The organism is Blattabacterium cuenoti (genome assembly GCF_014251275.1).
Taxonomy (GTDB): Bacteria; Bacteroidota; Bacteroidia; order Flavobacteriales; family Blattabacteriaceae; genus Blattabacterium; species Blattabacterium cuenoti_AG.
In genome coordinates, this window is the sequence record NZ_CP059183.1 from 75,423 (window position 1) to 98,833 (window position 23,411).

Below are 23,411 nucleotides of genomic sequence, written 5' to 3' on the forward strand. Positions count from 1 at the left end.
TAAAATGAGGAGAATTATAGAATTATATTTATTTTTTTCTATTTTTCTACTTTTTATTTGTGCAGACAATATAAACGTAGACAAAAAAAATAATTTATACAAAGAAAAAAGTAATAGTGATGAACTTAACTTGTCTAATATAATTCTTGAACATGTAACTGATTCTTATGATTGGCATATAATTGGAAAATATAAATTATCTCTTCCAATAATATTATGGAATAATGGATTAGAATTTTTTTCCTTTTCTAATTTTTTTAGAGGAAATGTAGTAAAAGGAAAGAATGGATATTACAAAATGTTTAAAAAAACGATATACGTAACTAATTCTTTAGGAAAATTATATTTAGACAAAAATTATTTTGTTTTAAATAAAATTCCAGTAAATTTTTCTATTACAAAAAATGTAATTTCAATTTTTATTTCTTTTTTAATTTTATGTTTTTTATTTATAAATATGAAAAATAGTTATGTAAATCATGAAATTAAATGGAAACTAGGAATATTTTTAGAGTATATTATTTTATTTATTAGGGATGAAATTGCAATACCTTATATAGGAAAAGAAAAACATGAAACATATTTTCCTTTTTTATTAACATCTTTTTTTTTTATATTAATTAATAATTTAATGGGGATTATTCCTGGATTTCCTAATGTAACTGGAAATATAAATATTACATTTGTATTATCTTTAATTACATTTTTTATAGCAAATATAAATAGTAGTAAAAGCTATTGGAAACATATATTTTGGATGCAAAACGTACCAATAATTGTAAAACTATTATTAGCACCTATAGAATTTGTTGGAATTTTAATACGTCCATTAACTTTATGTATTAGATTATTTGCAAATATAACTGCTGGTCATATAATAATTATCAGTTTTATTTGTCTTATTTTTATTTTTAAAAATATTCTTGTAATAAGTTTTTCTTTAACATTTGGACTATTTATTTCAATTTTAGAAATTATGGTAGCTTTTTTACAAGCTTTTATTTTTACTACTTTATCTGCTTTATTTATAGGAACCTCTATAAAAAATTATGAAAATAAAACACATTAAAAATAAAAAAAAATTATCTTATGAATATAGATTTAACATACTCAGGATTAGCTGCTTTAGGAGCAGGATTATCTGTAATTGGGGCAGGATTAGGAATTGGAAAAATTGGAAGTTCTGCAATGAATGCTATTTCTAGACAACCTGAAGCATCAGATAAAATTCAAAATGCAATGATTATTGCATCAGCTCTTATTGAAGGAGCCTCTTTATTTGGAATAGTTACTGCATTATTAGCTGTATTTAAATAAATAATGAAAAATTAAAAATTTTTTTATTTATTATGGATTTAGTTACACCTTCTGTTGGATTAATATTTTGGCATACAATAATATTTTTAATGTTAATGTGGGTTCTTAATAAATTTGCATGGCATCAAATAATAAATTTTATAAATGAAAGAGAAAATAAGATTAGTATGTCTATGAAACATGCAAAAAAACTAAATGAAGAATTAAGATATGTAGAATCAAAAAAAAATAAAATTTTGAAGTATGCATCTCTTAAAAAAGACTTAATGTTAAAAGAAGCTATTCAAATAAAAAATAAAATTCAATCTGAAGCTAAAAAAGAAGGGTTAATTGAAAAAAATAAAATCATTGGTCATGCAAAAAAAATTATTGAAAAAGAAAAAAAAGAGGCAATTTTTAAATTAAAAAAAGAAATAGCAAACATTTCAATAAATATAGCTGAAAAAATATTAAAAAAAAAATTAGAAAAAGATGACGAACAAAAAAAATTTATGGAAAAAATTATTAATAATTAATAATTAAAATTTGTAATAAATATTATAACATAATTACACAATTAATAATTATTTAAATGTTTTTAGAAAAAAAAATAATTGAACATTACGCAAAAATTTTATTTGAATCTTCATCAAATTTAAAAAATAAATCTTCTGTTTATTACTATAAAGAAATAAAAGAAATATATTTTACATTTTTTAAAAATATATGGATAAAAAAGATATTATCTACACACTTATTAACAAGTGAAAAGAAAATTTTTTATTTAGAAAAAATATTATTTTATTTTGATCCATTACTTTGTAATTTTATAAAATTGGTCATTTTAAAAAAAAGAGAAATATTACTTAAAAAAATACTATTTAGATATAAAGAAATATATGAAGAAAATGAAAAGAACATGAATACTTGTATAATAACTACTTCTATTCCTTTAGATAAAAAAATTAAAAATAAAATATTAAAAAAAACAAATTTTTTTGTAGGAAAAAACGTTAAAATAATAAATAAAATTGATAAATCTATTATTGGTGGGTTTTTAATACAAACACAATATAAAAAATTTGATTTTAGCATTAAAAATAAACTTGAAATTATTAGTAAAAAATTTAATTAAAAATAAAATATATTAATATTATATTAAAAGTAAAATAACAATAAAAAAAGTAAAAATAAATTAAATAAAATATAACAAAATAGTTAATAAATTATCTTATGTCAGATTTAAAATACTCTGAAATATCATCAATATTAAAAAAACAATTATCTGATTTAAAATTTGAATCTGAATTATATGAATATGGAATAGTTGTACAAGTAGGAGACGGAATTGTAAGAGCTTTTGGGTTGAATTATGCATTTTATGGAGAATTAGTTGAATTTAAAATGGGTATTAAAGGAATAGTTCTTAACCTTGAAGAAGATCATGTTGGAATAGTTTTACTTAAATTATGTAGAAATATAAGAGAAGGAGATACTGTAAAAAGAACAAAAAAAATTTTTTCTATAAAAGTAGGTGAAGGGATGTTAGGTCGTGTTATAGATGTTTTAGGTGATCCTATAGATGGAGAAGGCCCAATACTAGGCGATATGTTTGAAATGCCTGTAGAAAGAAAAGCTCCTGGAGTAATTTATAGAGAGCCAGTAACAGAGCCATTAGAAACTGGTATAAAAATTATAGATTCTATGATACCTATAGGAAAAGGCCAAAGAGAATTAATTATAGGAGATAGACAAACTGGAAAAACAACAATTGCTATTGATACTATAATAAATCAAAGGAAATTCTTTTTAAAAAAAACTCCTGTTTATTGTATTTATGTAGCAATTAGTCAAAAAAAATCTTCAATAGCAAGAATAAAAAAGATATTAGAAGAACAAAAAGCTATGGATTATACTGTTATTGTTGCTTCTAGTCCATCAGATTCAGCTACTTCACAAGTTTATGCTCCATTTTCTGGGACTTCTATTGGAGAATATTTTCGTGATACAGGTAGATCTTCTTTGATTATATATGATGACTTATCAAAACAAGCAGTATCATATAGAGAAATTTCTTTATTATTAAGAAGACCACCTGGAAGAGAAGCATATCCAGGAGATGTTTTTTACTTGCATTCACGTCTTTTAGAAAGATCATCAAAAATTATAAAAGATGAAAAAATGGTAAAAAGAATGAATGATGTACCAAATTCAATTAAAAAAAAGATAAAAGGTGGAGGATCTTTAACTGCATTACCAATTGTAGAGACACAATCTGGAGACATTTCTTCTTATATTCCTACAAATGTTATATCTATTACAGACGGACAAATTTTTTTAGAAAAAGAATTATTTAATTCTGGAATTCGTCCAGCAATAAATGAAAGTATTTCAGTTTCAAGAGTAGGTGGGGCAGCGCAAATTAATTCTATGAGAAAAATATCTGGAACCCTAAAATTAGATCAAGCACAATTTAGAGAATTAGAATCATTTTCAAAATTTGGTTCTGAATTAGATCCTTCGACTATTAGTATTTTACAAAAAGGAAAAATAAATACAGAAATTTTAAAACAAGGGGCACACCAACCATATGACATAGCAGATCAAATTGCAATTTTATATATTGGAACTAAAAATTTGTTAGTAAATGTTCCAATTTCTAATATTTCATTTTTTGAAAAAGAATATCTTAATTTGTTAAATAATAAGTATAATAAATATTTAAATGATATAAGAGAAGGTATTTTTAATAAAGAAACGTCAAAATTACTAGAAAAAATAGCTATTGAAATAAAGAATAAATATATAAAAATAAAAATATAATAAATAATAAACAGTATAGATAATATAAACTTATTTATGTCCAATACAAAAGAAATTAGAATAAAAATATCTTCTATTGAGTCTGTTATTAAGACAACAGAAGCTATGAAAATGATTTCAATAGTAAAATCAAAAAAAACTAAGGATATTTTATTACATATTAAAAAATATATTAAGTATATAAAATCTATTTTGTCATATGTATTATTCACAATAAAAAAAGAAGTTTATATAAAAAATAAATTTTTTTTAAAAAAAAACAAAAATGAAAAATTATTTATTATTATAACCTCCGATAGAGGATTGTGTGGATCTTTTAATAATTATATTTTTGAAAGATTACATAATATTATACAAAAAAAACATTACGAATCCAAAAATTATACTTTTTTTCCTATAGGAAAAAAAGGATTAATATATTTACAAAAAAAAAAATATAACATTTGTAATATTCCTAATATTAATAATTGTTTTTATTCATTGGAAAAAATGGAGTTTTTTATAAAAAACATAACTTCTCTTTTTTTTGAGAGATTTTCTTCAGTATATGTAATATACAATAAATTAAAATCATCAATATATCCTAAAACAGTAGTTTATAAACTACTTCCAATATCAATAAAAAATTTTTTTAAAAAAGAATATAAAATTTCACCTATTTTAGAACCATCTGAAGAAAAAGTTTTACACTTTTTAATAAAAAAATTTTTAAGTTTAAAATTTAATAAAATTTATTTAAAATCTTCTTATTCTGAACATAACTCACGTATGATAGCAATGCATAAAGCTTCTGAAAATGCTAAAAATATTAAGAATAATCTAATATTAAATTATAATAAAGAAAGACAAACTATTATAACTAAAGAAATTCTTGAAATCATAAGTAGTTTAGAATCTTTAAAATTTTAGATTTATCAATTTAAAAACTTAAAAATAAAAAATATAACTTTTATATGAACAAAATGTTAACAGGAATAAGAAGTACTGGTGAACCACATTTAGGAAATATTTTAAGTGTTATAATTCCATCTGTAAAAATGGCAAATGAAAATAAAAAATTTTCGTCTTTTATCTTTATAGCAGATTTACATTCATTAATAAAAAATGATAACTTAAATATAAAAGAAATTAAATGTAATACTTATAAAATAATATCTGCTTGGTTAGCATTTGGATTAGATATAAATAATTGTTTTTTATTTAGACAATCAGATATTTCAGAAGTTACAGAATTAGCTTGGTATTTTAGTTGTTTTTTTCCATATAATAGATTAACATTAGTTCATTCTTTTAAAAAAAATTATAAAAAAAATAATATAAAAAAAACTATAAAAAATTCAATAAATGTTGGTTTATTTACTTATCCTATTCTAATGGCTGCTGATATATTATTATATGATGCTGAAATTATTCCAGTAGGAAAAGATCAATTACAACATATTGAAATTACTCGTACTATAGCAAATAGTATTAATAGAAAAATAAAAAAAAATATATTTGTTATACCTAAAGTTTTTTTACAAAAAAAAAATCAATTGGTTATTGGTACAGATGGGAATAAAATGAGTAAATCAAAAAACAATTGCATAAATATATTTTCTTCAGAAAAAATATTAAAAAAACAAATAATGAATATAAAAACGGATAACAAATCTATAGAAGATAAAAAGGATCCAGATAAAGATTATATTATATCTATATACAAATTAATAGCTAATGAATATAAAGTAGATGTAATGAAGAAAAAATATTTAAATGGAGGATATGGTTATTTAGAAGCTAAAATTGAATTATATGAGCATATAATGAAAAAATTTTCAAAAGAAAGAAAAATGTTTTTTAAATTTATGAAAAATATAGATTTTTTAGATAAAATATTATTTTATAATGCTAAAAAAATAAAAAAAATAGCACATAAAAAATTGAATTGTATTAGAGAACATTTTAATTTCAATTCTTTATTTTAAATTTATAACTAAATTATTTAGTTTGGTAAAAACATAATATTATTATGAATAATATGAATATTAATATTAGTAATAATCAAGAAAACACTGTAAAAAACTCTTCTAATAATAAAAAAAATTGTGAAACTAAATCAAATAAAGAAGAAAAATCTTTTTGTATTAATGAAAAAGAAAAAACCGAAAGTTTAAAATTAATATCTAAAGAAATAGACATATTAAAAAAAAATTTAGAAGAAGAAAAAAATAAATTTTTGAGATTATTTGCAGATTTTGAAAATTATAAAAAACGTATTAAAAAAGAAAGATACGAAATATTTAAAGTAGTACATGAACAAATTATTATAGATTTAATTCCAGTTTTAGATGATTTCGAACGTGGATTAAAAGAATTAAAAAAATATAAAGGGGAAGGATTTATTAAAGGAATTTATCTTATTCAAGATAAATTAATTAAAATTTTAAAAGAAAAAGGATTGAAAAAAATGGAAATAAAAATAGGAGATAATTTTAATACAGATTTTCATGAAGCAATTACACAAATTTCAGCAAATACAGAAAATCTAAAAGGTAAAATAATAGAAATAATAGAAAATGGATATTCTTTAAAAGAAAAAGTAATAAGACATGCTAAAGTGATTACAGGAAAATAATTGGATAATTATCAATATTTTTATGGTTAAAAAAGATTATTACGAAATATTAGGTGTATCTAGAAATTCTTCTAAAGAAGAAATTAAAAAAGCTTATAGAAAATTAGCAATAAAATATCATCCAGATAAAAATTTAGATAATAAAAAAAAAGCAGAAGAAAAATTTAAAGAAGCTGCAGAAGCTTATGAAATATTAAGTAATCGAGAAAAAAGGCAATCTTATGATAAGTTTGGACATTCTGGAGTAAAAGGTAATACTACTGGAACCGGAATGAATATGGAAGATATTTTTACAAATTTTGGTGATATTTTTGCTGATGCATTTGGAGAAGGCTTTTCTAGTTTTGGTTTTGGAAAATCTAGTATAAATAGGAGTATTAAAGGAAGTGATTTAAGAATTAGAGTAAAATTATCATTAGAAGAAATAGCTAATGGAATAGAAAAAAAAGTTAAAGTAAAAAGACTAAAAATAGCTAAGGGAATAAAATTTAGAAATTGTTCATATTGCAATGGAACTGGACAAATTACACGTATAACAAATACTATACTTGGAAGAATGCAGACTACTTCTCAATGCAACACATGCTCTGGATCTGGAAAAAACATTGAAAATACTCCTCGTGGAGCTAACAAATATGGATTAATTAAAGAAGAAGAATTAGTAAATATAAAAATCCCTGCAGGTCTTACAGAAGGAATACAATTAAAAGTCTCTGGAAAAGGAAATGAGGCCCCTTTTGGAGGTATTTCAGGTGATTTAATAGTATTAATAGAAGAAATTCCTCATACAAAATTAAAAAGGGAAGGAATTAATCTTCATTATGATTTGTATATATCATTTCCAGATGCAATATTAGGAGCTTACAAAGAAGTCCCTACTATAAATGGAAAAGCTAGAATTAAAATAGATCCAGGAACACAATCTGGAAAAACACTCAGATTAAGAAGTAAGGGTTTACCTAATATAGAAGGATATGGTTATGGTAGTTTATTCATTCATGTAAATGTATGGACTCCAAAAAAAATAAATGATGAACAAAAAAAATTTTTTGAAAAAATGAGGAAAAATGAAAATTTTCTTCCTCATCCTGGAAATTCAGAAAAATCTTTTTTCGATCGTGTAAGAGAAATGTTTTCATAATAAAATATATAATAGAATTTTTAATAATTTTATTAATATTTATATTATTTTATTTTCTTATATAATTCTTTTTTAAAATATTTTCATATTTATTAATATATGAAAAAAAAAGTGGCAGTTGCCTTATCAGGTGGAGTAGATTCAAGTGTAGCAGCTTTAATTCTAAAAGAAAAAGGATATGATGTAATTGGATTATTTATGAACAATTGGGAAGAATCAATTTCAAAAAACTGTATACATACTATAGATAGTATTGATGCTATGTTAGTAGCTAATAAATTAAATATTCCATTTCAAATTTTAGAAATAAAGAAAGAGTATAAAAAACATGTACTTAATTACATGTTCAATGAATATAAACTTGGATCTACTCCAAATCCAGATGTTTTATGTAATAAAAAAATAAAATTTAATTTATTTTTAAAAATTGCAACAAAATTAGGTGCAGATTATATAGCTACTGGACACTATGCTAATAAAAAAAAAATTATAAAAAATAATGAAAAAATATACCGTTTGTTAATAGGAAAAGACAAAAAAAAAGATCAATCATATTTTTTGTGTCAATTAACACAGGATCAATTAGAAAAATCTTTATTTCCATTAGGATTATTAACTAAAAAACAAGTTAGAAAAATAGCAGAAAAAAACAATTTAATAAATGCATTTAAAAAAGACTCTCAAGGATTATGTTTCGTAGGAAAAATAAAATTATACAAATTTCTAAAAAAAATAATCCCTCCAAAAAAAGGAAAAATTATTTATATTAGTTCTAATTCACAAATATATAAGGTAAAAAAAAATTTTTCTTCTAAAGAAGAAAAATTACTATTCTTTTCTAAAAAGAAAAAATATAAAAAATCAGACGGAGAATTAATTGGATACCATAAAGGGGCACATTTTTTTACTATAGGACAAAGAAAAGGTATTTCTATAGGAGGATACAAAAAAGCTTTATTTGTTATAGATATAAATACAAACGAAAATATTATTTATACTGGTATGGGAAATTTACACCCAGGATTATATAGAAAATACTTATTTATTAAAGAAAAAAATATTCATTGGATTAGAAAAGATTTTATTTTATTTAATGGAGAAAATATGGAAGTATTTTGTAAAATACGTTATAGACAACCATTGCAAAAATCTAAATTATATAAAATAAAAGAAGGAATATTAATTAAATTTGAAAATATGCAAAGAGCAATAACAAAAGGACAATTTGCGGTTTGGTATATTAAAGAAGAACTAATAGGATCCGGAATTATTTCATAAATTTCATTTCATAACTTATAATTAATATAACATAATATAATTATTTTTATAATAAATTTTATTTAATACTAATATAAATAAATATTATATAATAAATATTATTAAAAATCTATAATAATAAATTATTTATGTAATATAATTTTTTATATTTTTGCATACTATATAATTTTTATTATAAAAAAATTATTATTCCTAATAATGGAATAAAATATTTTTTGATTTATAAAATTTTTCATGAAAGAGGAAAAAATTAATAATTTTAGTAAACAAATAACAGAAAATTCAAGTTTACCTGCTGCACATTCTATGTTATATGCAATAGGGATGAAAGAAACAGATTTTAAAAAAGCTCAAGTTGGAATAATAAGTAATTGGTATGAAGGAAATCCTTGTAATATTCATTTAAATTCTCTTGCTAAAAGGGTAAAAAATTCAATTAAAAAAAATAATTTAATAGGTTTTCAAATTACTACTATTGGAATTAGTGATGGAATTACTATGGGGACTCCTGGAATGAGATATTCTCTTCCTTCTAGAGAATTAATAGCAGATAGTATAGAAAGCGTAGTTGAATCTCATTGCTATGATGGAGTAATAGCAATTCCAGGATGTGATAAAAATATCCCAGGTGTTATGATAGGATTACTTAGATTAAATAGACCTTCTATAATTGTGTATGGAGGGACAATAGCTTCTGGATATTATAATGGAAATAAACTAGATATAGTTTCTTCTTTCGAAGCATTAGGAAAAAAAAATAATTCTATAATAACTGATGAAGAATATAAAAATATTATAAAAAATTCTTGTCCAGGTCCTGGAGCATGTGGAGGAATGTATACTGCAAATACTATGGCTACTGCACTAGAAGCAGTAGGAATGTTGTTACCTTATTCATCTTCTTCTCCGGCTAAAAGTAATGAAAAAAAAAAAGAATGCAAACAAGTTGCTATATATATAAAAAAATTATTGAAAAAAAATATAAAGACAAAAGATATAGTTACAAAAAACTCTGTAGAAAATGGAATAAAATTAGCTATATGTTTAGGAGGATCTACAAATTTAGTTTTACATTTTCTGGCAATTGCTAAAGCAGCAAATTTGAATATTACATTAAAAGATTTTCAAAAAATTAGTAACGAAACACCTTTTATAGGAAATTTAAAACCTAGTGGAATTTTTTCAATGGAAGATCTTCATGTTAATATAGGAGGAATTCCAGTTATTATTAAGTATCTTATTAAAAAAAAAATATTATTAGGGGATTGTTTAACAGTTACTGGAAAAACATTATATGAAAATGTTAAAGACGCACAAGATTTAACTTTTACTAAAAAAATAATTTATCCTATTGAAACTCCTATAAAAACAAAAGGTCACATTAGGATTTTATATGGGAACATTTCTCCAGAGGGTTCAGTTGCTAAAATAACAGGAAAAGAAGGTACTAAATTTCGTGGGAGAGCAATGGTTTTTAATTCAGAATATGAAGCAAACAAATCTATAATAAATAATCAAATAAAACCTGGAACAGTAATTGTAATTAGATATGTAGGGCCAGTAGGAGGTCCAGGTATGCCTGAAATGTTAAAACCTACTTCCTATATTATGGGAAGTGGATTAGGAGATAAAGTTGCACTTATAACAGATGGTAGATTTTCAGGAGGTACTCATGGATTTGTTGTAGGACATATTACACCTGAAGCTCAAAATGGTGGAACAATAGCTATAATAAAAAACGGAGATTTTATTAAAATAGATTCAGAAAATAATACAATTACTCTAGAAATAAAAGAAGAAGAAATAAGAAGAAGAAGAAGATTATGGAGTCCTATTAATTCCTTTAAAAAAATAAATAAAGGATATTTATATAAATATACAAAAATAGTCTCTTCAGCATCTACAGGATGTGTTACAGATGAATTTTAATTAATATGGAAGGAAATTTAACTTCTGGTTCTGAAATAGTTATAAAATCTCTCTTAAACGAAAAAGTAAGGTATATTTTTGGATATCCTGGTGGAGCAATAATGCCAATATATGATTCTTTACATGATTATTTGAACATAATTTCGCATGTACTAATGCGTCATGAACAAGGGACAATTCATGCAGCACAAGGTTATGCTAGAGTAACAGGTGAAGTTGGAGTTTGTTTTACTACTTCTGGTCCTGGAGCTACTAATTTAATTACAGGATTAGCTGATGCATTAGCTGATAGTACCCCAGTTGTGTGTATTACAGGTCAAGTATTTTCTCATCTTTTAGGTACTGATGCTTTCCAAGAAACAAACATTATTGATATTTCTCTTCCTGTAACTAAGTGGAATATTCAGGTTTTACAAGCAAAAAATATTTTTAACGCAATTAAAAAAGGATTTGTCATAGCAAAACAAGGTAGACCCGGCCCAGTATTAATAGATATAACTAAAGATGCTCAATTACAAAAAGAAAAGTTAACTAAAAATTTTTTTAGAAAAAAAATAAATATTTATTATAAAAAATCAAATTTTATTATAAATGATAATATAATAAAAGCAGCTAATTTAATAAATTCATCTAAAAAACCATTAATTATAATAGGTCATGGTATTATATTGGCTGAAGCAGAAGATGAATTTAAAATATTTGCTGAAAAGACTGGAATTCCAGTAGCAAGTACTTTATTAGGATTAGGGGCATTAGATAGTACACATTATTTATATGTAGGGATGTTAGGTATGCATGGAAATTATGCTCCTAATGTATTAACAAATCAATGTGACGTCCTTATTGCTATAGGAATGAGATTTGATGATAGAGTAACAGGAAACATAAAAAAATATGCAAAAAAATCTAAAATTATTCATTTAGAAATAGATTCTTCGGAAATTAATAAAAATATATCGTGTAATATATCCATATTAGGTAACTGTAAAACTTCTTTAAAAAAATTAATTCATTATGTAAATAAATCAAATCACAAAAAATGGATAAAAAAATTCTTTTCTCTTAAAAAAGAAGAAGATAAAATAGTTATACAAAAAGACCTTAATCCAAAAAGTGGAGGAATTACTATGGGTGAAGTTTTAAAATGGATTAATTTATATAAAAAAAAAAATGCAATACTTGTAACAGATGTTGGCCAGCATCAAATGATAGCTTCTAGATATTTTAAATTTACATGTAAAAAAAGTCAAATAACTTCTGGAGGCTTAGGTACTATGGGTTTTGCATTACCTGCTTCAATAGGAGCAAAATTAGGAGCAAAAAATAGACAAGTATTATGCATAGTAGGAGATGGAGGGATTCAAATGACCATTCAAGAAATGGGGACAATACTACAATATAGGATATGTATAAAAATTATATTATTAAATAATAATTTTTTGGGAATGGTAAGACAATGGCAACATCTTTTTTTTAATAAACGTTATTCATGTACTAAATTAGTAAATCCAAGTTTTACTAAATTAGCCAATGCATACAATATTGAGTCTAAAAGAGTAGATAAAAGAGAAAAATTAAAAAATTCTGTAAAAGAAGCTTTATACAAAGAAACTCCATTCTTATTAGAAGTAGTTGTAGAAAAAGAAAACAATGTTTTCCCTATGATTCCTTCAGGTGCAGCAGTAGATGAAATTCGTTTGATTTAATAATTAATAATTCAAAAAAAAATAAAAAATAATAATTTTATATTATATACATACAATACATACAATTTATATTATATGAAAAAATATGAATTTAGAATTAAAATTTTAGTAGAAAATGATATAAGATTGCTAAGTAAAATACTTATTATATTAAATAGAAAAAATTTAGATATAAACTATGTAAATGTATGTAAAAAAAAAATAATTTTTACATAACTAATCAACAATATATTTTAGATGTAGTATGCGAAGAAAAACAATTCATTAAAATAAAAAAAATAATACAAAAATTTATTGGAATAATAAATATTTATTCTTATAAAAAAAGAATAATGTTTTAATTAACCATTATATTTCTATTATAGAATATATATATAAAAATATTAAATTAGGAAAATAAATAACAATTATGAAAATTAAAATCGGATCTGTAGAAGAAAATATCATTACAAGAAATGAATTCTCTATAGAAAAGGCAAGGGAAATTTTAAAAAATGAAAAAATTTCCGTTTTGGGTTATGGGGTCCAAGGCCCTGCGCAAAGTAAAAATCTAAAAGATAATGGATTTAATGTAATAATAGGACAAAGAAAAAATACTTTATCTTGGAAAAAAGCATTAGATGATGGGTGGATAGAAGGAAAAAATCTTTTTTCCTTAGAAAAAGCATCTGAGTTAGGGTCTATATTAATGTATTTATTGTCAGATGCCGGACAAATATCTTTTTGGAAAACTATTAATAAATATTTAACAAAAGGAAAATCCCTATATTTTTCACATGGATTTGGATTGACTTTTTATAAAAAAACTAAAATAAATCCACCTAATAATATAGATATTTTTTTAGTAGCACCTAAAGGTTCAGGTACTAGTTTAAGAAGACTTTTTAAACAAGGAAATGGAATTAATTCTAGTTATGCTATATATCAAGATTATAGTGGTAAAAGTTTAGAAAAAGTATTATCAATTGGAATAGGAATAGGTTCTGGATATTTATTTAAAACAAGTTTTAAAAATGAAGTCTATTCAGATTTAGTAGGAGAGAGAGGGACATTAATGGGGGCAATTCAAGGAATATTTTCAGCACAATATCAAATATTAAGGGAAAATGGGCATTCTCCATCAGAAGCTTTTAATGAAACTGTAGAAGAATTAACTCAAAGTTTAATGCCTTTAGTATCTGAAAAAGGAATGGATTGGATGTATAAAAATTGTTCTACTACTGCTCAAAGAGGGGCGTTAGATTGGTGGAAAAAATTTAAAGAAGCTACAATACCAGTATTCAGAGAATTATACAATGAAGTAGCATCTGGAAATGAAGCAAAAAACATTATAAAATCAAATATTAGAAAAGATTATAGATTAAAATTAGAAAAAGAATTAAAAGACTTACATGATAGTGAATTATGGGAAGCTGGATCTGTTATTAGAAAATTACGTCCAGAAAAATAAGTTAATAAACTTTTTAATAGATTGAAAAACAAATTTATAGGATATTTTCCGCAATACAAAGAAATAATTAAGGCTAAAAAAATATTAAAAAATATTATTTACGAAACTCCTCTACAAAAAAACTATTTTCTATCAGAAAAATATAAAGCTAATATTTATTTAAAAAGAGAAGACTTACAAATAATACGTTCTTACAAAATTAGAGGAGCATATAACAAAATAATAAATTTATCTAATGAAGATTTAAAAAAAGGAATAGTTTGTGCAAGTGCTGGTAATCATGCACAAGGAGTAGCATATTCTTGTAATATACTGAAAATATCAGGTAAAATTTATATGCCAAATACTACTCCTAAACAAAAAGTAGAAAGAGTTAAAATGTTTGGAAAAAAATTCATAAAAATTATTCTTACTGGAGATACTTTTGATACAGTAAATGAAGTAGCAATGGAAGAATGTAAAAAAAATGAAAAAATATTTATTCATCCTTTTGATGACGATAAAATTATTGAGGGACAAGCTACTGTAGGTATGGAAATATTAAAACAATATAATTCATGTATAGACTATATTTTTATTCCTGTTGGAGGTGGAGGATTAATTTCTGGAGTTGGTAGTTATTTTAAACAAACTAGTCCTAATACAAAAATTATAGGTGTAGAACCAAAAGGAGCTCCATCTATGAGTTATTCTTTGAAAAAAGGAAAAATAGTAAAATTGAAAACAATAGATAGATTTATTGATGGAGCATCAGTAAAAAAAGTAGGTAAATTAAATTTTCATATATGTAATCAAATATTACATGATATGGAAACAGTTTCAGAAGGAAAAGTATGTACAACTATTTTAGACTTATATAATTTAGAAGCTATAGTAGCAGAACCTGCAGGAGCTTTATCAATAGCTGTTTTAGATTGTTATTCTGATAAAATAAAAAATAAAACTATTGTTTGCATTTTAAGTGGAGGAAATAATGATATAACTAGAACAGAAGAGATAAGAGAAAAGTCTCTTTTATATGAAGGTAAAAAACATTATTTCATAGTAAAATTTCCACAAAGAGCAGGATCTTTAAAAGAATTCGTAAATAATATTTTAGGACCTAAAGATGATATTACTTATTTTGAATATTATAAAAAAACCTCTAAAGAAGAAGGCCCAGCAATTATAGGAATAGAACTATCAAGAAAAAATGAATTTTCTACTTTATTAGGAAAAATGAAAAAACATAAAGTACATTTTCAATATTTAAATAAAAATCCAGATTTATTTCGTATACTTATTTAAAAAAATATTTTATTAAATTGTACCCACGACTGGATTCGAACCAGCATATTCTTATTATAGAATACCACCACCTCAAAGTGGCGTGTATACCAATTTCACCACGTGGGTAATTTATTTATTTTATACAAACAAAATACGAATTTTTTATAATATAATTATAAAAAAAATATAAGTTAATTTATAAAAACAATTCATTATGAATATATCTATAATAGGTTATGGAAAAATGGGTAAAACTGTAGAGAAAATAGCAAGAAATAGAGGTCATAACATATCTTTATGTTATGATCATACTCCATCACCTAATTTATTAAAAAACACAGATATAGTAATAGAATTCAGTCAACCTAATTCTGTTGTTAAAAACATAATAATATGTATGGAAAATAACATACCTATGGTATGTGGAACTACAGGTTGGTTAGATAAACTTGAATATATAAAAAAAATGTGCATAGAAAAAAAAGGGGCTTTTTTACATTCTTCTAATTTTAGTATTTCAATGAATATATTTTCTGCTATTAACAGAAAATTATCAAAATTATTACGGGCATATTCAAATCAATATAATATAATAATAGAAGAAGTTCATCACAAAAAAAAATTAGATAATCCTAGTGGAACATCTATTTCATTAGCGAATGATATAATAAATAACAATATGAAAGATACCTGGGTTTTAGGAGAAGGAAATAAAAAAAACATTATTTCAATAATTTCTAAAAGATTAAGTGATGTTATTGGAACACATTCTGTAATATTTAAATCAAAAATAGATGATATAAAAATAGAACATAAAGCACATAATAGAAATGGATTTGCACTTGGAGCAGTAATTGCTGCAGAATGGATAAGAAATAAAAAAGGATTTTTCTCAATGAGAGATGTTTTAGATATATAAGATTTTTTTATGTTAAAATATTTTATTTTTAATAGCATTTTTTTACTTATTGAAAATTTTATTCATATTCTTGTTACTTGTAGACTTTATAAAAAAATAAAAGTTGACTGTTGGAAAATTTATATTCCTATTTATAATGTTTTTATTTTATTAAAAATAAATAAACTACCCAAATGGTTTATTTTATTTTTATTTATACCACTTACAAGTTTAATTTTATTCATTATTTTATGGATTTATCTAATTCGCTCCTTTGGAAAAAACAAATCAGAAGATATTTTATTATTTTTCTTATTTTTAGGTATTTTTTATATGTTTTATATTAATTTTTTTTCAAATGAAAAATATATAAAAATAAATAAAATAAAAGAAAATAACATAGGTTGTTTATTAGCTATAATAATTTCTTTCATTACACATACCTATATTATCCAACCATTTGTAATTCCTACGTCATCAATGGAAAAAACTTTGCTAGTAGGAGATTTTATATTAGTTAGTAAAATACATTATGGATTAAGATTACCTATAACTCCTATTTCTATTCCTTTTTTTCACAATAATACTTTTTTTGGAATAAAATCTTATATTTCTCTTTTTAAATTTCCATACTATCGTTTTCCACCTATAAAATCTATACAAAGAAATGATCTTGTTGTTTTTAACTTTCCTAAAGATTATAATAACATAATAGTAGATAGAAAAGATTATTATGTAAAACGTTGTGTAGGGCTACCTGGTGATACTATTTATATAAAAAATGGAGTTTTGTTTGTAAACAATAATAAAGAAAAAAATAACCTAAAAAAACAACAATCTTATTTTGTAAAAACAATTGACATGCCATTAAATATAGAATTTCTTAATAATAAAATGGATATTAAAGATATTAAATTAATAGAAGAAAATTATAATGAATATTTTTATTATATTATTATGACTAATAAAAATGCAGTTAAAATAAAAAATATATTCAAAAATATAGTTTTACTAAAAAAAAATATATTTTCTAAATCTTTTAAAGAGATTGGAATATTTTCTAATAATTGTAATCGTGATTTTTTTGGACCTATGTATGTACCCAAAAAAGGAGATATTTTTAAATTGAACAATAAAAATTATCATATATATCATGATATACTTTCTTATGAAAACGTAAAATATTCATATATGAATTATAATAAATATTATAAAATAAAAAATAACTATTATTTTATGATTGGAGATAATAGACATAATTCATATGATTCTCGTTATTGGGGTGTAGTCCCAGAGGATCATGTAGTAGGAAAACCTATATTTATATGGATGAGTATAGATTGGAATAGAAAATTACCATTTAATTTTTTTGATTGGAAAATTCGTTGGCAACGAGTAATGACACCTGTAAATGAAAAAAATTCTTATTTTTCTTTGTTATTTTTAATATCATTTATTAATGTATTATACTGTTTCTTTTTTTATAAAGAAAAACATTAATCAAATAAAATTTTGAATTTTTTTTTAAAAAAATATCCGATAAAATATCCAGAAACAATTCCACCTATATGAGCAAAATGTGCTACTCCTGGAGCTAAATTAAAAATAGCAGAAATTAAACTACCAAAAACAAAAATTATAATAGCTTTCCTTACAGGAATTGGAAAAGGAAAAGGTAAAATAAATATTTTATGTTCTGGAAAAAATTTTGCAAATGCACCTACTAATCCACTTACAGCTCCAGATGAACCCATCATTGGAGAATACATAGAACTATAAATAGCCATTTTTTGATCTTCATTTAAATATAAATAATCTATAATTTTACTTACTTTATAAAAATCCCAAGTTTGAAAAAAATAGTATATAATTCCAGTATTAAACAAAATTTGAAATGTAGCAGCAAATATTCCAGATAAAAAATATAAAATAATAAATTTTTTTATTCCTAAAATAGTTTCTATTTTTCCACCAAACATAAATAAAGCTAACATATTAAAAATAATATGAAAGAAAATTCGTTTAGAATGAACAAACATATGAGTTAAAATCTGATGAAATTGAAAACGATCATCAAGTGGATGATACAAAGAAAATATATTTTCTATGTTATATTGAGAAAATACAAATGTAGCTGTATACACAAGTATATTAATACTAATTAAATGTTTTACTGCCTCTGAATTAAAATTATAATACAAATTCACTTTTTAGAAAATTTTTTGAAAAAAATTTTTGTTAAATACAAAAAATATAGGTTTTCCTGAACTTGTATAAGTTGGATTTTTGCAGGAAAAAATATCTCTTATTAAAGTTTCCATTTTTTTTGAACATAATATTGTTCCATGTTTTATAGATGAAAATATAGATATAAATTCTACAAACATTTTTTTATTTTTTTTCATGTTTTCTACAATATAAGGAGATATTAATATATTTTTAAACATTTTATATATTGTACTCTTTTCTATTTTTTTAGGAATTTTATATAAGTAAATATGTTTATCTAAAATAGATAAATAAAATCCAAAATTTTCCAGATAAATTTTAAAATTTTTAAAGAAATACAATTCTTTTTTCAAAAATTTTATTTTAATAGGAGGAAAACATTTTTCACTTATTATATTTTTTTGTACAAGAAAAAATTCAAACAATATATGTTTATGAGCTCTATGTTGATCTACTAAAACCATATTATCATTTTTAAAAGTAAAAAGTATATATTTTTTATTTACTTGAAAAGTTTCTATTTTTTTCTTTTGTAAAACGTAAAAACACAATTTTTTTACATTAACATTAGTATGATAATTTATGCAATAACTTTTTTTATTTTCATTAATTTTTATGTTTCTATAAAGAAAGTTTTTTTCTATATTAATATAATTATGTAAAATACTATAATTATTTAATATTCCTTCATTTACTTTATATTGAAAAAATAGTATATTTTTTATCTCTCTTTGAATTAAAATACCTATATCATTTTCTGTTTCTATTATAACTTTTTTTTTTGATGGATGAATATTATAATTAATTATACTTGGATTAGCACATATAAATATAAAATAAGAAATTTTATTAAAATCTTTTATTATTCCATTATAAGCGTGAATAATTTTTTTATGTAAAAACATATATGTAACACATCTTTCATTAACCAAAATAAATTGATTACCTTTTTTTACAGAAGTTCCTGGAATAGTAATAAATCCTCTTACAGAAAATTTTTTTTTATTTATTGAAATGTATTTTAAATTTTTGTCTTTTTCATTAAATATTTCTTGTATTCTTTTTTTTAATGAATTTTTTTCAAAAAAAAACATAATTTTATCATTATGATAAAATCTATAGACAATGTCTCTATGAGCTAAAACTATCTTATAAAATTCCTTAATTATACTATTAAATTCAACATTATAAGATTTTAAAAACCTTCTTCTTGCAGGAAATTTATAAAAAATATTTTTTACAGTTACTCTAGTTCCAGATTTCATATTTATAGGAATTTCTTTTTTTATAGATCCATCTTCAACGAAGAGATGAATTCCCATAAAACTTTTTTTGTCTTTAGTTTGTATTTCTAATTGAGAAATCAAAGCAATAGAAAATAGAGCTTCACCTCTAAATCCTTTTGTTTTAATATTAAACAGATCATCTATATTTTCTATTTTAGAAGTTGCATGTTTTTTTATACTCATTCTTGCATCATTAATATTCATTCCTTTTCCATCGTCTACCAATTGAATAAATATATTTCCTGAATCTTTAATAAAAATATCAATTTTTTTTGCGTTTGCATCTATTGAATTTTCTAATAATTCTTTAAATATAGAAGATGGACGTTCTATTATTTCTCCTGCAGCTATTTGATTTATAATTTTTTTAGGTAAAACTTGTATTAAATTTTTCATTTAATATTTTTTAATAAAATTATGAAAATTTATTTTCAATTAACATAAGATATTTTTCTACATTTTCTTTGTAAAAAAAAGTAGGATATTCTTGCTCTATTTTTTTTAAATATCTTTTAGAATCTTTATATTTTCCCATAGAGTAGCTTAATAAAGCTGCTTTATAACAAAATATTGGAGTAAAAATTTTATTATTATTTATTTTAGAAGCTATTATATAATTTTTCAAGGATTGTTCTTTTTTTTTCATTTGTAAATACGCATCACCTATTATTCCATATTTTATAAAATATAAAACATTATCTTTTGTTTTAAATTTATTCATCATTTCTATAGATTTTACGTAATTTCCTATATTATAATAACAAATACTTGCATAAAATATAGATATATTTCCTATTTTAGTTAAAGGAGTTTTAGAAATAATTCCCAAAAATCCCAAATGTGAATTATTACTTTCTTTGTTTAATGCTTTTTCTATAAATCCTTCGTTAAGCAATTTTCTAGCGTAATTTAATTCTTCCAAATATTTTATTTCTAATTTATTAGATATAAAAAATGTAGTGAAAAAATACATATAAAATATACTTGATATTAATATAAAAACACTAGAAAGTATTATAATAAAATATTTTTTATTTTTACTGCGAGTCATATTAATTAAATGAATTTTTATTGTATAATTTATTATCATTTTTTTTTCTAACTACTTCTACAGTCTTAATTCTTTTATTATTAATATTTTTAATAATAAAAGAATAATTTAAAAAATTTATAATTTGTTTTTTTTTTGGAAATTCATTACATATTTCCATTATAAATCCACCTAGTGTATCAGCATCTCCTTTTTTCTTTTCAAATTCAAATGAAATTTGTTCTTTTATTTTCATTATACGATAAAAATTAATTAGAGATGTTTTTCCATCAAACAAATAATTATTTTTACTTAATTTTGAATAAGATGTATCATCTTCATCAAATTCATCAAAAATTTCTCCTACTATTTCTTCTACAACATCTTCAAGAGTTACTAAACCACAAGTTCCACCATATTCATCTACTACTATTGCTAAATGAATTTTTCTTTTTTTGAAATCACTTAAAAGATCTATTATTTTTCTTTTTTCTGGAACAAAATATGGTTTATGTATCAATGAATTCCACTTAAATTTTTGGTTATAAATAAATGGTAACAAGTCTTTTGCAAATAATACTCCTACTATATCATCTATACAATCTTTAAATATTGGTATTCTTGAATATCCTTGTTTACGAATTAGTTCCAAAATATTAGTAAAATCAATTTTTTTATTTATAGCAAACATATCTATTCTAGGAGTCATAATTTGATGTATTTCAGTGTTGCCAAAATTAACAATTTTTTGTAAAAATTGACTTTCTTTAATATTCTTCTTTTTTAAATTTGAAGATGTAATTTTTAATGCTTTTGAAAGTTGATCAATAGATATCCCATTTTTTTTCTTTATTATATTTTTCTCTATAATCTCAGAAATAAATATCATTATTTCACTAATTGGATTAAGAAATTTTCCAATAAATAATAATGGTTTAGACATGAAAATAGAAAAACTATAGTTATTTTTTCTAGCATAAATTTTAGGAATAATTTCTCCAAATAAAAGTAATACAAAAGTAATTAAAATAATTTCTAAAGAAATATTAATAAAAGTATTAATATTTTTATTAAAAATATAGATATTTTTTCCTTGTAAAAATTCTGTTATTAAATATGAAATTAATATAACAATTCCTACATTAGAAAAATTATTAGAAATTAAAATTATAGCTAAAAGTTTTTTTTTATTTTCTAAAATTTTAAAAAGAAGATTTTTTTTTATAATATTATTTTTCGTTTTTTTATCAATAGTCTTTTTATCAAGACAAAAAAAAGCGGTTTCTGATCCAGATATTAATGCAGAAAATAATAATAGAATTACTATAAATACAAAATATAATATTAAATATAAAACATTTCCTAAAATAATATTCGTAGAATATTCATAATATTCCCTTTCCAAAATTTATGAAATTAAATCATATTTTATTATAAGGAAAAGTAAAAGAATATAATCTTCTTTTTTTTATAATTATAATTTTGTATCATAGATCATAGTTTTATGTAATATAAAATAAAATGAAAATTTATCTTAAATTTTATTTTAAAAATATAATGTAAATTATTTTATATTATTTATATTTACATTTCAATTGTATTAATTTAATATCTAAAATAAACATATACATATATTTATTTGTACTTAAGTTTAAGTTATATTGAATAGTATATTTACATTAAATAAATTAAGTACATGAATAATTTATAGTAATTTTTCCAAATTTTATATACTAATTATATATACTACTTTTATAAAAAGAATATTTTCTTTTATTACAAAAAAACTCATTATTATTTAGATTTAAAGCAATTTTATAAAAAATTGGTATATTTAATAAATTAAATTTTGTTATTTGATTATAATGGTTTAACATGACAAAAGCAGATATAATAACAGAAATCATATCCGAAACTGGATCTGAAAGAACAGACACACAAAAGGTAATAGAAACATTTATGAAAAAAATTAAGCAAAGTTTAACTTCAGGAGAAAATGTTTATTTAAGAGGTTTTGGATCATTTATCATTAAATATAGAGCAAGAAAACTTGGTCGTCATATATCAAAAGATCTATCTATTGTAATTCCAGAGCATAACATTCCAGCATTTAAACCCGCAAAATCTTTTACTGAATTAATAAAAAAAAATGTTCCTATAAAAAAATAACGCATTATATAAAAAAAAATAAAACATAAAATTATGCCAAACGGAAAAAAAAGAAAAAGACGAAAAATAGCCACTCATAAAAGGAAAAAAAGAAACAGAAAAAATAGACATAAGAAAAAATAAACATTTTAAAAAAAATGTTTATAATTTATAAAAATTAATTTTATTTTATTTTCCAATATAAATATATATATATATATATTGGTGGGTGTGGTGAAACAGGTATACACGTCAGAATTAGGATCTGATGCTAACTAGCATAAGGGTTCGAATCCCTTCGCCCGCACAAA

General features: G+C 22.0%; 21 protein-coding genes and 2 tRNA genes. 18 read left to right on the forward strand and 5 right to left on the reverse strand.

Features of this window, described 5'->3' with window-relative positions:
* Positions 1 to 4 precede the first annotated feature (4 nt).
* The 14 genes from atpB to ilvA all read left to right on the forward strand — a co-directional run bounded on the left by atpB (position 5) and on the right by ilvA (position 15,527).
* Entirely contained in the window at positions 5 to 1,069 is a 1,065-nt protein-coding gene (atpB, locus tag H0H76_RS00325; protein ID WP_185855565.1) for a F0F1 ATP synthase subunit A, read from the forward strand.
* Positions 1,070 to 1,089: 20 nt separating this feature from the next.
* Positions 1,090 to 1,317, forward strand: a complete 228-nt coding sequence (gene atpE / locus H0H76_RS00330; RefSeq protein ID WP_185855566.1) for an ATP synthase F0 subunit C — start codon at positions 1,090 to 1,092, stop codon at positions 1,315 to 1,317.
* A gap of 32 nt (positions 1,318 to 1,349) precedes the next feature.
* A complete protein-coding gene (atpF, locus tag H0H76_RS00335; protein ID WP_185855567.1) occupies positions 1,350 to 1,832 on the forward strand; it encodes a F0F1 ATP synthase subunit B in 483 nt (160 codons plus the stop codon).
* 56 nt (positions 1,833 to 1,888) lie between these two features.
* Positions 1,889 to 2,431, forward strand: a complete 543-nt coding sequence (atpH, locus tag H0H76_RS00340; protein ID WP_185855568.1) for an ATP synthase F1 subunit delta — start codon at positions 1,889 to 1,891, stop codon at positions 2,429 to 2,431.
* A 98-nt stretch (positions 2,432 to 2,529) separates the two neighbouring features.
* Entirely contained in the window at positions 2,530 to 4,119 is a 1,590-nt protein-coding gene (gene atpA, locus H0H76_RS00345) for a F0F1 ATP synthase subunit alpha (protein ID WP_185855569.1), read from the forward strand.
* A gap of 36 nt (positions 4,120 to 4,155) precedes the next feature.
* On the forward strand, positions 4,156 to 5,028 hold the full coding sequence (atpG, locus tag H0H76_RS00350; RefSeq protein ID WP_185855570.1) for an ATP synthase F1 subunit gamma: 873 nt from the start codon (positions 4,156 to 4,158) through the stop codon (positions 5,026 to 5,028).
* Between the two features lie 44 nt (positions 5,029 to 5,072).
* Complete coding sequence (gene trpS, locus H0H76_RS00355) at positions 5,073 to 6,086, forward strand: tryptophan--tRNA ligase (RefSeq protein ID WP_185855571.1); 1,014 nt, start codon at positions 5,073 to 5,075, stop codon at positions 6,084 to 6,086.
* Between the two features lie 53 nt (positions 6,087 to 6,139).
* Entirely contained in the window at positions 6,140 to 6,736 is a 597-nt protein-coding gene (locus H0H76_RS00360; RefSeq protein WP_185855572.1) for a nucleotide exchange factor GrpE, read from the forward strand.
* Between the two features lie 22 nt (positions 6,737 to 6,758).
* Positions 6,759 to 7,877, forward strand: a complete 1,119-nt coding sequence (dnaJ, locus tag H0H76_RS00365) for a molecular chaperone DnaJ (protein ID WP_185855573.1) — start codon at positions 6,759 to 6,761, stop codon at positions 7,875 to 7,877.
* Between the two features lie 99 nt (positions 7,878 to 7,976).
* Entirely contained in the window at positions 7,977 to 9,155 is a 1,179-nt protein-coding gene (gene mnmA / locus H0H76_RS00370) for a tRNA 2-thiouridine(34) synthase MnmA (RefSeq protein WP_185855574.1), read from the forward strand.
* Between the two features lie 234 nt (positions 9,156 to 9,389).
* Entirely contained in the window at positions 9,390 to 11,084 is a 1,695-nt protein-coding gene (ilvD, locus tag H0H76_RS00375) for a dihydroxy-acid dehydratase (RefSeq protein WP_185855575.1), read from the forward strand.
* Positions 11,085 to 11,089: 5 nt separating this feature from the next.
* Positions 11,090 to 12,790 carry a biosynthetic-type acetolactate synthase large subunit gene (ilvB, locus tag H0H76_RS00380; RefSeq protein WP_185855576.1) on the forward strand — a complete coding sequence of 567 codons (1,701 nt, stop codon included), beginning with the start codon at positions 11,090 to 11,092 and terminating at the stop codon, positions 12,788 to 12,790.
* A gap of 409 nt (positions 12,791 to 13,199) precedes the next feature.
* Entirely contained in the window at positions 13,200 to 14,240 is a 1,041-nt protein-coding gene (gene ilvC, locus H0H76_RS00385) for a ketol-acid reductoisomerase (RefSeq protein WP_185855577.1), read from the forward strand.
* A gap of 21 nt (positions 14,241 to 14,261) precedes the next feature.
* Positions 14,262 to 15,527 (forward strand): threonine ammonia-lyase, encoded by a 1,266-nt coding sequence (ilvA, locus tag H0H76_RS00390; protein WP_185855578.1) that lies wholly within the window; start codon positions 14,262 to 14,264, stop codon positions 15,525 to 15,527.
* 20 nt (positions 15,528 to 15,547) lie between these two features.
* Here the strand turns inward: ilvA and H0H76_RS00395 are convergent.
* Positions 15,548 to 15,635, reverse strand: a tRNA-Leu gene (locus H0H76_RS00395).
* 88 nt (positions 15,636 to 15,723) lie between these two features.
* On the opposite strand from H0H76_RS00395, the gene dapB reads away from it, so the two are divergent.
* Both dapB and lepB read left to right on the forward strand, forming a co-directional pair.
* Entirely contained in the window at positions 15,724 to 16,428 is a 705-nt protein-coding gene (dapB, locus tag H0H76_RS00400) for a 4-hydroxy-tetrahydrodipicolinate reductase (protein WP_185855579.1), read from the forward strand.
* 9 nt (positions 16,429 to 16,437) lie between these two features.
* Positions 16,438 to 17,907, forward strand: coding sequence for a signal peptidase I (gene lepB / locus H0H76_RS00405; protein ID WP_185855580.1), 1,470 nt, complete (start codon positions 16,438 to 16,440; stop codon positions 17,905 to 17,907).
* Here the strand turns inward: lepB and H0H76_RS00410 are convergent.
* From H0H76_RS00410 to gldE, 4 genes are all read right to left on the reverse strand, one after another.
* Positions 17,904 to 18,551 (reverse strand): rhomboid family intramembrane serine protease, encoded by a 648-nt coding sequence (locus tag H0H76_RS00410; RefSeq protein ID WP_238783889.1) that lies wholly within the window; start codon positions 18,549 to 18,551, stop codon positions 17,904 to 17,906. The genes lepB and H0H76_RS00410 overlap by 4 nt on opposite strands.
* Before the next feature lie 66 nt (positions 18,552 to 18,617).
* Positions 18,618 to 20,318: a DNA mismatch repair endonuclease MutL gene (gene mutL, locus H0H76_RS00415; RefSeq protein WP_185855582.1), complete on the reverse strand. Its 1,701-nt coding sequence runs from the start codon at positions 20,316 to 20,318 to the stop codon at positions 18,618 to 18,620.
* Between the two features lie 19 nt (positions 20,319 to 20,337).
* Entirely contained in the window at positions 20,338 to 20,895 is a 558-nt protein-coding gene (locus H0H76_RS00420) for a tetratricopeptide repeat protein (RefSeq protein WP_238783890.1), read from the reverse strand.
* 79 nt (positions 20,896 to 20,974) lie between these two features.
* Positions 20,975 to 22,357 carry a gliding motility-associated protein GldE gene (gene gldE / locus H0H76_RS00425; protein ID WP_185855583.1) on the reverse strand — a complete coding sequence of 461 codons (1,383 nt, stop codon included), beginning with the start codon at positions 22,355 to 22,357 and terminating at the stop codon, positions 20,975 to 20,977.
* 470 nt (positions 22,358 to 22,827) lie between these two features.
* Here gldE and H0H76_RS00430 point away from each other — a divergent pair, with 470 nt between their 5' ends.
* Both H0H76_RS00430 and H0H76_RS00435 read left to right on the forward strand, forming a co-directional pair.
* A complete protein-coding gene (locus H0H76_RS00430; RefSeq protein WP_185855584.1) occupies positions 22,828 to 23,121 on the forward strand; it encodes an HU family DNA-binding protein in 294 nt (97 codons plus the stop codon).
* A gap of 204 nt (positions 23,122 to 23,325) precedes the next feature.
* Positions 23,326 to 23,407: transfer RNA gene (locus H0H76_RS00435), tRNA-Leu, on the forward strand.
* Positions 23,408 to 23,411: the final 4 nt, after the last annotated feature.